This is a genomic window from Maribacter sp., assembly GCF_039974175.1.
In the GTDB taxonomy this organism is placed as follows: Bacteria; Bacteroidota; Bacteroidia; order Flavobacteriales; family Flavobacteriaceae; genus Maribacter_C.
Genome location: NZ_JBDWJN010000007.1, coordinates 1 through 13004 on the forward strand (window position 1 = coordinate 1; position 13004 = coordinate 13004).

Below are 13004 nucleotides of genomic sequence, written 5' to 3' on the forward strand. Positions count from 1 at the left end.
GAATAACAACAACAACATAGAGCTGCGTGTAGAATCAGCTGGGGCCTCAACGGCTGCTAACCAAATACAACTCGCCTTGGGAGCTTCGGGTCAAGATGTTGTTCTAGAGCTTGTTTTAGATCCGATCAATCTTACAGTGACTGCCTATCATACAATCGGGGGTTCTGCGAGAACATTATTAGGTACTTTGCCTGTACCTGCTAATTATTTTATCGGTAGGTCTATTGATGGTACGAACATGAACTTTGGGGGAGTTTATGCCACCCACAGAGGAGGGACGCAATTTACGGCTAGCTTCGATGACTTTAGTGTGCAGCCCGTCTTGAATATCGCGAATGATATTGTTGATTTTACGGTAGCAGGCCAAATAGGCAGTAGTGTAATCGATGCTACTGCACATACGGTTAGTGCTGAGCTTCCTTCGGGAAGTGATTTGACCGATGTTTCACCTGCGGTTACGGTCTCTAGTGGTGCCGCGGTAAGTCCCTTATCGGGAGTATCTCAAGACTTCAGCAATCCAGTAATTTATACAGTTACGGCTGAAGATGGTATCACAATGCAAGATTGGGTTGTTACCATTACCGATGAAGCCGTGCTAAGTACTTCCAATGATATACTTGACTTTACTATAGCTGGGCAAATAGGCAGTAGTGTGATCAATGCAACCGCACATACGGTAAGTGTTGAATTCGCTGAAGGAACCGATTTGACAAATCTATCACCAACAGTTACTATTTCTGACGGTGCCACGGTAAACCCGGCATCGGGTGCCTCTCAAGACTTCAGCAATCCAGTAGTTTATACTGTTACGGCTGAAGATGGAACTCCTCAGCAATGGACGGTTACAACAGATATTATAATAGGTAATGATTCTGTCGATTTAGTTTTAATAAATGCAATTACAGATACGGAAATTGGTCCACTAGTTGATGGTCAAATACTTGATGCAGATGTATTACCTACTTTAGATTTAAATATTAGAGCAATCATAACTTCCCCTGAAGTTAATAGCCTGACATTTTCACTTTCTGGTCCGATAGGAAAGTTCACATTTGAAAATTCTGAACCGCTTACCGTTTTTAATACAGTTGGTAATGATTACCTTCCTCAAAGGTTCGCAGTTGGTGATTATACTTTGACCGTAAATGCCTATAGCGGAATGAATTATAATGAGTCTTTGGTTGAGTCGATAGATTTCAATTTTTCTGTAATTAAAAGTAGCAATACGTGTTGGACCAATTTAGCAAGTTCTAGTTTCGCACGTACTGAAAGTCAAAGTGCTAAAGTAGGTGATAATTTATACGTGTTTAGTGGCTTCACAAGTACCTTCGCATTTGGACCGGAAACGGAAATATATCATGTGCCAACAGACACTTGGAGCTTAGGAACACCTATTCCTTTTCCCGGTAATCATATGGGACTTGTTGTTGTGGGTACTGACGTATGGTTATTAGGCGGTTTTTTAGGGGCAAATTGGCCCGGCTTGGCGACTACAAAAGTCCAAATTTATCATACGTTGACAGACACTTGGTCTGCAGGTCCTGATTTACCAGGTGCTCGAGCGGCAGGAGCTGCAGTTCTTAACGATAACAAAATACATTTTTTCGGAGGCTTACTTGCCGATCGAACTACAGATGTTGGTGATCATTTTGTACTTGATCTTGCTGCTCAAGGAAATGGATGGACTACGGCGGCTGACATGCCGATTCCAAGAAATCATTTGAGTGGTGCAAATGTGAATGGTTTACTATATGCGATAGGAGGACAAATCGGACACGATACAGCACCTCAAGATCAGACATTGGTTCATGCCTACAACCCTGTAACTGATACTTGGTCAAGTGTAGCTGATCTGCCCTACCCACGTTCGCATTTTGAACCCGGTACAGATGTTTATGATGGAAAAATACTAATAGCCGGTGGTAAACAGTGGCCTGGGCCATTTTACGATACGGTTACCGTATATGACCCCGTGCTGGATGAATGGTCAGAACTATGTAAACTGCCTGAACAGTTATTTGCTCCAGCGGCTAAGGTTTTTGGCAATACTTTGATAGTGACTAATGGTGGCCTTAGCGGTACCGATTTTCCAACAAGAGGAACTAGATCTATGATTCTAGATATGGGGGGTACAATGACCTATGACTTGATTGTTAATAATGGTACAGGAGATGGATCTTACGAAGCTGGTGAGGTTGTAGGTATTTTTGCTGATGCTGCAGCTCCTGGTGAGGAGTTTTCTGAATGGACAGGAGATGTAGGAGGCATAACTGATGTTAATAGTCCGAGCACCACCATTATCCTAGGAGCATCGAATACTACGATAACCGCTACCTATTCTCCAATATCAGGGGGTAATGATTTGCCATGGTTGGAGGATTTCGATGATCTTGCGAACGGTACCATCGTTGATAATGGCGATACTGCTTGGAGCTCTACTGTTACCAACGGTCAGTTCCACGTGACTAACGGGGTTTTTAGAACTCATGATGGTCTCAACAGGCCAAGTGGAACGGGCGCCTTTGGAGTTTGGAGTTCAGAAGTAATAAATTTAAATGGTAGTGTGGTTTCGATAACCATAGATATTGATGATATGGACGACAATAAAGAACCGTCAGATTACATCAAGGTTTCTTATGTAATTGACGGTGGAACACCAATAGATTTTGGACAACTACAAGGTAATATTGACCCTCAGACTTTTAACGTTTCTAATATCAGCGGAAATACGCTTCAGATTTTGGTTGAGTCTCAGGTTAGTTATTTTACCGAGAGTTATGTGTTTGATAATGTAAATATATCTCAACAAGGTGGTACAACGGCTAGAAGTTTTGGAGATGCCAAAACCTTGAATGATTTATCGTTAGTCCCTAATCCATCTTCAATAGAAACCAACCTAGTTTTTGACCAGCCAATACAAGTCGCTACAATTCAAGTTTTTGATGTGACAGGAAAGTTGGTTCAAACGATTAATGGTGGTATGATAGATCGTTTAGGAAGGCCACTTGAACTTCTTGAGTATCCTGATGGAGTTTATTTCGTGAAGATTACGAGCAGTTCAGGGGAGCAATTTCAAAAACGGTTGCTTATTAAAAAATAACTCATTTTTGCTTAGATATATTAAAAAAGCCTCGTGAATTCACGAGGCTTTTTTAATTTTTTTCTAACACCTCATTCCTGCATCGTATGATATACATTCTGCACATCATCGTCTTCTTCAATCTTTTCTAGTAATTTTTCCACATCGGCAGCTTCCGCTTCGGAAAGTTGCTTGGTGACTTGCGGGATGCGTTCAAAACCTGAAGAAAGAATGGCTATCTCACGGTTTTCCAGTTCTTTTTGAATGGCTCCGAAACTCTCAAAGGGCGCGTAGATCAAAATTCCGTCGTCATCAACAAAAACTTCTTCGGCCCCGAAATCGATCATTTCGAACTCCAGTTCTTCGGGGTCTATGCCCTCTGCCGGAATTCTAAAATTACAGGTATGGTCGAACATAAATTCTACAGAACCTGAAGTGCCAAGGTTGCCGTTACATTTATTAAAATAACTTCGTACATTGGCCACGGTACGGGTGTTGTTATCTGTTGCAGTTTCGATAAGGATGGCAATGCCATGAGGCGCATAGCCTTCAAAAAGAACCTCTTTATAATCACCCTGACTTTTATCACTGGCTCTTTTGATCGCCCGCTCGATATTGTCTTTGGGCATGTTAACCGATTTCGCGTTCTGAATTACAGCGCGAAGACGTGAATTGGAATCTGGGTCAGGTCCTCCTTCTTTTACAGCAATGACAATATCTTTGCCAATACGTGTAAAGGCCTTAGACATAGCCGACCAACGTTTCATTTTTCGTGCTTTTCTAAATTCAAAAGCTCTTCCCATAGGTTTATTTTAACTATAAATCAAAATTACTAAAATCAAATACAAACCCAAATACCCTAGCATTACAGCTTGAGTTTTCGTTTCTTTTTTGAATTTGTAGTTGAAATCTTCTATTCTCCTTCAATTATTTCTTCAATGGTATGTGCCAATTTGAAATCCTTTTCGGTAACGCCACCAGCGTCATGCGTGTTTAATCTAATATGCAAATTTTTATATACATTGCTCCAATCGGGGTGATGTCCTTGAACTTCGCACTCAAATGCAATTCTGGTCATTGTTGCAAAGGCTTCTTTGAAATTTGCAAACTCAAAAGAAGTTTCAATGGCACCGTCTACATATTCCCAACCATCTAGTTTTCCTAAATATTCATGTATTTGTTGATCTGATAATTTTTCCATCGGTATATATTCGTTTTATCCCCGCGAAGTAGGGAACATTTATTTTGCTTTAAATTAAGGTTTTTCAAACATTAACTCAAAATATGGTGGTCAATGATCTCCTGGTAACTCATTTGTAGGTTTTTGGGAAGTTTGTGGTCTTTGGGGAGTACGGCCAGATATCTATCCTCATTCGTGGTAAATACCCGTTTATAAATAGGATTGAAACTGCCAATGCGTTCCACAACTTCCTTTATAAAATCTTCATGATGTACCAAATCCTTACTTCCTAAATGAAAGATTCCGGTTTTATTTCTATTGATGAGATAGTGAACTTGCTGTGTCAATTTATCATCGTTGGTCACATTCAAAATGAGGTTAGGAAATACTTCAACCGGTTCATTTTCTAGTATAAATTTTTTGATTTCCTTGATTCGGGGAGAACCATTTCCGAAAACCATGGGAACTCTTAAAATTGCTGTTTTTTCTTTCGGAAGGCGCAATAGCATATTCTCTATTCGAATTTTCAATCTACCATAGACACTTTCCGAAAGTGTTTTGTCGTTCTCGTAGGAAGGATATTTACTGTAGGCATCAAATACGTTTGCCGAAGAAATAAAATACAAGGTACAATCGTGCTGAGCCAGATATTCCGCAATGTGCTGATGCGCTTGAATCTGAGCCGCAAAATTTCCACGAACTGCTGATACAATGATACGAGGTTGAATTTTTTCCAATAAAGGAAAAATGTCATCTTCGGTCATATCATACCTAAAAAATTGCTGGTTTTTTTCAAAAGACTTTCTAGCAGTATAGTATGTTCCATAGGTATCAAAATAATTGCAAAGCTCCTTATAGATTGCGTTTCCAATAAATCCGCTTCCTCCTAGGATAAGTATTTTTTTTCCACTGTCATAGTGCTTCCCCCCTTTTTTACTCATGCAGTCCTAAGCTTTATAAAAAGGAAGTTTTACAACTGTTGCTGGCACTGCTTTTTTACGAATCTGAATTTGAATCTTGCTTCCCACTTCTGAGAAGATAATGGGAACATAACCCAGTCCAATACCTTTGCCCATAGATGGAGACATCGTACCTGAGGTTACGATACCGATCTTTTTTCCCTGTCCGTCTACGATATCGTAATCGTGTCTAGGAATTCCCCGCTCATCCAATTCAAAGGCTATCAATTTTCGCTCCGGACCATGCGCTTTTTCTTTGGCAAGCGATTCACAATTAACAAAATCTTTGGTGAACTTGGTAATCCAGCTCAAACCGGCTTCAAACGGCGAAGTTTCATCGTTGATATCATTGCCATAGAGGCAATATCCCATTTCCAAACGCAAAGTATCTCTAGCCGCTAGACCTATGGGTTTGATACCCAAGTCAGCTCCGGCTTCTAAAACCTTGTCCCATACCTGTTGTACTTCTTCGTTTTTACAATAGATTTCGAAACCACCTGAACCCGTATAACCTGTGGCTGAGATGATAACATGTTCAATTCCCGCGAAATCTCCCACCACGAAATTATAGAACTTGATCGCTGACAAATCCTCGGAAGTCAAACTTTGCATGGCTTCAACGGCTTTAGGCCCCTGAATAGCCAAAAGGGAATAATTTTCCGAAATATCACGCATATCCGCCTTGAATTCGCTATTGTATTTTGAAATATGATTCCAATCTTTTTCAATATTTGAAGCGTTCACTACCAATAGATATTGTTCCTCTTTAACCCTATAAACGATGAGGTCATCTACAATACCTCCAGTTTCATTTGGTAAACAACTATATTGTGCTTTGCCAATGGTCAATTTACTTGCATCGTTAGAGGTGACTTTTTGAATTAGATCCAAAGCATTTGGACCGCCAATTAAGAACTCCCCCATATGGGAAACATCAAAGACCCCCACGCCATTTCGCACGGTTTCATGCTCCGCATTTACACCTTCGTACGATACGGGCATATTATAGCCAGCAAAGGGAACTATTTTTGCACCTAAGGCCTCATGGGTTTTTGTAAGGGCAGTATTTTTCATCCTGTCTCATTTTAGATGAGCAAATTTATTGAATTAATTTCCCAAAAAGTCGCTTAGAGTTTGAATAATTTTTATGACTTTATTTTCTACGATGTTCCCCAAAAAGAACTATTTTTCACTTTTAATACATTCCTATGTTACGAAAGATTTTGATTTTTACGGTTTTGATGCTGATAACAGTGCCACTGAGTGGCCAAGGTACACCTACCGATTTTCTATCTGCTGATTTTCACAAAGACAGAAGGCAAGCAGTTAGACAAATGCTGCCATCGAACAGCGTTGCTGTATATTTTGCAAATGCCGAACGAAATCGCGCCAATGATGTAGACTATATTTACCATCAAGATCCTGATTTTTATTATTTAACGGGTTATAAAGAACCCAATGCGGTGTTGCTGGTTTTTTCAGAAGATCAAGTTGACCCTTCGGGTAAGAAATACAATGAAATGCTTTATGTTCAGGAACGCGATCCTAAAGCGGAGCAATGGAATGGCAAACGATTAGGAACTGAAGGGGCCATGAAAGAGCTCGGTTTTGAAATGGCATTTAACGGTAATGAGTTTGCAGATATACCCGTTGATTTTACATCTTTTGACAAGGTCACTTTCTTCGATTTTAAAAATGACTACAGAAATAAAAGAGGAGATGCCGACCTTTTTGACCTGATTAGAAATTTCAAGGAAAAAACCAATTACCCTTCGGATTATAACGCCACAAAGCAGCAATTGTACAGCATGATAAACTCTGCTGACGATGAGAATAGAGCCAATGTGGTTACCACCGTTGGTCGATATCTCGACTACTACGATGAATTGAAAGATGACGAGTTACTACAGAATTTTGTCAAAACCAAGGACGATGGATTGCTAAGTGATATTAAAGAAAAAGTATCTCTTAAATTGGAAGCCAATAACCTTGACTCTAATTTAATTTCTGAAATTATGAGCACTTTACGAGAGACTAAATCGGAGGAAGAGATGCTGCTCTTGAAAAAGGCGGTTGAGATTTCAGCAGTCGGACAGAATGAGGTTATGAAAGCAATGCATCCGAACATGTCGGAAACTGAGATTCAGGGCGTTCATGAGTATGTATATAAAAAATATGGAGCGGAGTATGAAGGATATCCTTCTATTGTTGGAGGCGGAAACAATGGTTGTATTCTACATTACATCGAAAATAACAAAACCAAAGTGGGGAATGATTTGGTGTTGATGGATTTAGGTGCGGAGTATCATGGTTATACTGCAGATGTTACCCGTACTATTCCAGCTAATGGTAAATTTACGCCAGAGCAAAAACAAATTTATGATATCGTATACAACGCCCAAGAAGCGGGGATAAAGGCCAGTGTTGTCGGAGCACCCTTTAGAGCACCTGGAGAAGCCTCCAGCAAAGTGGTTGCCGAAGGCTTAATGGCCTTAGGCATTATCAAGAATACGGCAGAAGCTAGAACTTATTTTCCGCATGGAACAAGTCATTATTTAGGTTTAGATGTACACGATAAGGGTACCTATGGGCCTTTCAAGGCGAATACGGTAATTACTGTAGAACCCGGAATCTATATTCCTGAAGGAAGTGACTGCGACAAAAAATGGTGGGGTATTGCGGTGCGAATCGAAGACGATATTTTGATCACCGACAACGGGCCAGTAAATCTTTCCGATATGGCTCCCAGAACAACTGAAGCCATTGAGGCGATGATGAAACAACCCAGTCCTTTAGATGACTTTAGCTTACCGTCATTAGATTAAGAATCAAGCAAAAATTGCTTTAATTCCTGATATGTTTTAATAGGGGTGGATTTTTTCTCTTTCAGCAACACCTTTTGAATCTGAGGAGGAATCTCCAATTTTTCAGGTATTGTTTCTTCAACAACATCTAGAAACTTCACAGGATGCGCCGTTTCCAAGAAAATGCCATAGGTTTCAGGGTGCGACTCTTGGTATTTCTTCAATCCCAAATAGCCAACAGCGCCATGCGGGTCGGCAATGTAGTTCGAATCGCTGTAAATAAGCTTCATGGCTTCTCTGGTTTCAGCGTCAGAGTAGGTGTATGAAGATAGATTTTTCGACAGGGTTTCAAAGTCATTGTTAAATAAATGTCGTATTCGAATAAAGTTACTCGGATCGCCAACATCCATAGCATTTGAAATGGTAGCCGTTGACGGTTTTGGATTGTATTCACCGGTTTTCATGAATTCTGGAACCGTATCATTAACATTCGTAGCCGCAACAAAATGCGTTACGGGCATTCCTAGTTTTTGAGCAACCATACCAGCACAGATGTTTCCGAAGTTACCGCTGGGCACCGAAAAAACGATTTGCTTTCCTTGAGGTTTTACCTGTTTGTATGCAAATAGGAAATAGAATAATTGGGGCAACCAGCGCGCGACGTTGATAGAATTTGCCGAAGTTAATTGAATATGGCTTTGCAGTTCTTCGTCTAGGAAGGCGTTCTTCACCATTTTTTGACAATCGTCAAAGGTGCCATCTACTTGAAGTGCTGAAATGTTTTGCCCTAGGGTTGTGAGTTGGCGCTCTTGAATATCGCTCACTTTTCCGCTGGGGTAGAGGATTACCACTTTTACTCCCTTAACGCCCAAGAATCCATTGGCTACAGCGCCACCGGTATCTCCTGAAGTGGCTACTAAAACGGTAACTTCTTTCGATTCGCCTTCGGAAAAATACCCAAGGCAATTTGCCATAAAACGGGCACCAACATCCTTAAATGCCATGGTCGGGCCATGGAACAATTCTAAGGTGGCAACATTTTCCTCTATTTTAACCACAGGAAATTCAAAGTCGAGCACATGCGCCAAAATTTCCCGCAATTTTTCATTGGGAATTTCTTCACTTACGAATTGATGAATCGCATTGAACGCGATCTCTTGGTTTGATAAATCTTCAATTCCCTCAAAAAAAGAATCGGGTAGGGGGGTAATACGCTTTGGGAAGTACAACCCTTTATCGGGTGCTATTCCTTTAATTACAGCGTTTTTAAAAGATACTTCCGGCGCCTGTTTATGGAGACTGTAATAGTTCATTTACTCTAAAATCTTAATTCCTAAAGGATTTATTTTTGAAACATGAATTTCATAATCGATTCCTATGTTTTGATATACTTCTCTCATAGCTTGTGCAACTTTCTCTGCTATTTCCTCGCCTTTACTAAATGCAAAAATCGATGGGCCGGAACCTGAAATTCCACATCCTAATGCGCCTGACGCAACTGCTTTTGATTTGACCTTGTCGAATGCCGGGATCAATATAGAACGAATAGGTTCAACAATATGGTCGACCAAGGAGCGACCGATAAGCTCATAATCGTCTGTGAAAAGCCCAGCAACTAATCCACCAACATTACCCCATTGTTGAATACCTTCTTTTAAGGTGATGTTTGTTTTCAATATTTTGCGCGAATCTGAGGTCTTCACTTCAATCTGAGGATGAATAATGGTTGCATATAATTCTCTAGGGCTGGGTATAGGAATAATATCTAAAGGAGCGCAACTACGTACCAAAGTGAAACCGCCAAATAGGGCAGGGGCCACATTGTCAGCATGGGCCACGCCACTTGCTAGACGCTCACCTTCCATAGCGAATTTTACCAATTCTTGAGTTGTAAAGGGCTTGCCTAGCAATTCGTTCATGGCCCAAACGGCTCCTGCGGAACTTGCAGCGCTACTACCGATTCCGCTACCTGCTTTTATCTTTTTGTAGATTTCCATTTCGAACCCACCGTCGTAGTCACTCTTTTCTAAAAGCGCCAAACCGGCTACTCCAGCAACGTTTTTGAGTGTTGCCGTGGGTAAATCTTGTCCCTCTAATTTTGTGATTCGAATACCTTTTTCTGGTGTCTTTCGTACGGTCATTTCATCTCCAACAGCGTCTAAGGCAACACCAAGCACATCGAACCCACAAGAGACGTTGGCAATAGTGGCGGGGCAAAATATTTTGATTTCGTTCATATGTACAATTTCATCGTCTTTGAGATAAACTCATTGAGACAAAGCAATCTGTTGAATAGCTGTTGTTAAGTTACCGATTGCTTCTCCCGTTTGCGATCTGCATCACAATGATGTTATTATCAATTTTTCTCCTTAAAAATTCCCTATTCTAATAATATCTGCAAAGATACCCGAAGCGGTTACATCCGCTCCTGCACCGGCACCTTTTATGATCATGGGTTGATCGGGGTAGCGTTCGGTATAAAACAATACAATGTTGTCACTTCCCTCAAGATTGTAAAAGTCATGCCCTTTTGGTATCTCTTGTAAACCTACACTTGCATTACCTTTCTCAAATTGGGCTACGTACTTCAATTTACTGCTTTTGGCAACAGCATCGCTATACAATTGTTGAAAATCAGACTCGTATTTTACAAGCGAGCTAAAGAAGTCATCATTGTTATCGGTATCCAAACTTTCCTGTGGAAGGAATGACTTATTTTCAATGTCACTGATTTCCAATTGATTGCCACTTTCACGAGCTAATATCAAAATTTTTCGCATCACGTCAACCCCACTCAAATCAATTTTTGGGTCTGGTTCAGTGTAGCCCTGTTCCTGGGCTTGTTTCACTACCTCATGAAAGCTCAGCTCATCGTTAAAATTGTTAAAAACGAAGTTTAAGCTACCTGATAATACCGCTTGAATTTTTAAAATTTTGTCTCCTGAGGCGATTAAATGTTTTAAGGTGTCGATAATGGGTAAACCGGCTCCAACATTAGTTTCAAATAGAAACGGTGCGTTATAGGTTCTTGCTAAATTCTTTAATTCTTGGTAGTTCGAATATGCCGAAGAACATGCAATCTTGTTGCAGGTTACCACTGCAATACTATTACCTAAATAAGAATTGTAAGAGGCAGCCACTTCTGCACTAGCCGTATTGTCAACAAAAATACTGTTGCGGTAATTGAGCTGGTTTACTTTTTCAAAGAAGCGATCTGAATTGGCTTTTTCCCCTGTAGCCAAGTTAGCTTTCCATTCCTTAAGAGGAATTCCATCTTCGGCAAAGACCATTTTCTTTGAATTCGATAAACCAATGATACGAATATTGAGTTTTAAATTTTCGTTTAGATATTTCTTTTGTTGGTCAACCTGGTTTAGAAATTTAGCACCTACATTACCAACGCCCATTACAAATAAATTGAGCTGCTTAATGTTTTCCTCAAAAAACTCCTCATGTAGGGCATTTAGGGCCTTCTTTACATCCTCTTTTTTGATAACGGCCGATATGTTGCGTTCTGACGCTCCTTGGGCAATTACTCGAATATTGACATTATTCTTGCCGAGGGTACTAAACATCTTACCGCTGAGTCCTTGGTGACTTTTCATATTGTCACCTACAAGTGCTATAATGGCCAGATTTTTCTCAGCGATTACGGGTTTTATCTTGCCACGATCTACTTCATACTCGAATGCGGTGTTCACAATTTGAACCGCTTTGTCAATATCATCTTCGGAGATGCCAACACAGATCGAATGTTCTGAAGAAGCTTGTGTAATCAAAACTACGCTTATTTCAGCCTGTGAAAGAACTTCGAAAAAACGTTTTGAGATTCCTGGTATACCAACCATTCCAGGGCCTTCTAATGATAGAAGTGCAATGTTTTCGACATGACTGATGCCACGTACCGTCTTCCCTTGATCGTTCTGATTTTTAGTTATTAAGGTTCCTGCATCTTCAGGATTAAAAGTATTTTTAATTAAGATAGAAATTCCTTTGGCCAATACAGGTTGAATGGTTGGTGGATATAAAACCTTTGCTCCAAAATGAGATAATTCCATTGCCTCTTCGTATGAAATATGCGGTATCGCCTTAGCTTGTTTTACCAGCTTCGGATTAGCGGTATACATGCCGCTGACATCCGTCCAAATCTGCAAGGTTTCCGCATTGATCGCAGCTGCAATGATGGCAGCAGTATAATCTGATCCACCGCGGCCTAGGGTAGTAGGGTTTCCATTCTCGGAGGAGGCGATGAAACCCGCAGCTACGATAACCTTATGTGCGGTGTTGGAAAAAAACGTTTGGCAATTCGTATTTGTAATGTCGAAGTTCACCGTGGCTTTGCCATTTATTTCGTTGGTGATAATGAGTTCTCGGCTATCTACATGTACCGCATCAAGCTGTTGCTGTTGGAAAAACACACTGATGATGTATGAGGCAAGCATTTCCCCATAACTGACAATTTTGTCTGATAGCTGGGCTGTAATCTCCCCGATTAAAAAAGCGCCTTCCAATAAATCTTCAAGTGTATTTAATTCACTTTTGGTTTTACTTAGCACCTCGCTTTGTGCCTGTATCGCAATCAGACTTTTTATGGTTTCCAAGTGGCGCGATTCGATTTTTTTTACTACGGTCTTGTACGCACTATCTTGTTTTGCAGCAAGATGCGCGGCATGTAGCAACGTATCAGTAATACCTCCTAAGGCTGAAACAACGACTATGGTCTTATCAGAATCACTGTTCGCAACGATATTCTTTACTAAAGTTATATTTTGGGAGTTGGCTACAGAAGTGCCGCCGAATTTTAAGACTTGCATGTCATTGAATTAGAAATGGATTTTTTGAAAAGGGCCTAAAAAGGCGGAACGGATGAGAATATAGCAAATTACCCCAAAGGGGTTGTAGTGGCAGTAGTGAAGATAAAGCCATTTGTGCTAGAAAAATTTAACGCTATGTCTGATATAGTATAAAGCATAAGCCTAATA

9 protein-coding genes are annotated in these 13004 nt (G+C 40.4%); 2 read left to right on the forward strand and 7 right to left on the reverse strand.

All coding sequences use genetic code 11. The annotated features are described in order from the left end of the window. A partial coding sequence (locus tag ABJN95_RS05635) for a DUF5018 domain-containing protein (RefSeq protein WP_348369127.1) occupies positions 1–3100 on the forward strand: 3100 nt, incomplete at its 5' end. 71 nt (positions 3101–3171) lie between these two features. On the opposite strand, the gene ABJN95_RS05640 is transcribed toward ABJN95_RS05635, so the two are convergent. The 4 genes from ABJN95_RS05640 to gcvT form a co-directional block, all read right to left on the reverse strand. After that, entirely contained in the window at positions 3172–3882 is a 711-nt protein-coding gene (locus ABJN95_RS05640) for a YebC/PmpR family DNA-binding transcriptional regulator (protein WP_348369129.1), read from the reverse strand. A gap of 110 nt (positions 3883–3992) precedes the next feature. Next, positions 3993–4280 (reverse strand): 4a-hydroxytetrahydrobiopterin dehydratase, encoded by a 288-nt coding sequence (locus ABJN95_RS05645; protein ID WP_348369131.1) that lies wholly within the window; start codon positions 4278–4280, stop codon positions 3993–3995. Positions 4281–4351: 71 nt separating this feature from the next. After that, positions 4352–5200: a sugar nucleotide-binding protein gene (locus ABJN95_RS05650; protein WP_348369133.1), complete on the reverse strand. Its 849-nt coding sequence runs from the start codon at positions 5198–5200 to the stop codon at positions 4352–4354. A gap of 6 nt (positions 5201–5206) precedes the next feature. Then, on the reverse strand, positions 5207–6292 hold the full coding sequence (gene gcvT / locus ABJN95_RS05655) for a glycine cleavage system aminomethyltransferase GcvT (protein WP_348369135.1): 1086 nt from the start codon (positions 6290–6292) through the stop codon (positions 5207–5209). A 134-nt stretch (positions 6293–6426) separates the two neighbouring features. Here gcvT and ABJN95_RS05660 point away from each other — a divergent pair, with 134 nt between their 5' ends. Beyond that, positions 6427–8043, forward strand: coding sequence for an aminopeptidase P N-terminal domain-containing protein (locus ABJN95_RS05660; RefSeq protein WP_348369137.1), 1617 nt, complete (start codon positions 6427–6429; stop codon positions 8041–8043). Here the strand turns inward: ABJN95_RS05660 and thrC are convergent. The 3 genes from thrC to thrA form a co-directional block, all read right to left on the reverse strand. Beyond that, positions 8040–9335, reverse strand: a complete 1296-nt coding sequence (thrC, locus tag ABJN95_RS05665; protein WP_348369139.1) for a threonine synthase — start codon at positions 9333–9335, stop codon at positions 8040–8042. The genes ABJN95_RS05660 and thrC overlap by 4 nt on opposite strands. After that, a complete protein-coding gene (locus ABJN95_RS05670) occupies positions 9336–10259 on the reverse strand; it encodes a homoserine kinase (RefSeq protein WP_348369141.1) in 924 nt (307 codons plus the stop codon). It lies immediately after the preceding gene. Positions 10260–10391: 132 nt separating this feature from the next. Continuing rightward, complete coding sequence (gene thrA / locus ABJN95_RS05675) at positions 10392–12836, reverse strand: bifunctional aspartate kinase/homoserine dehydrogenase I (protein ID WP_348369143.1); 2445 nt, start codon at positions 12834–12836, stop codon at positions 10392–10394. Positions 12837–13004: the final 168 nt, after the last annotated feature.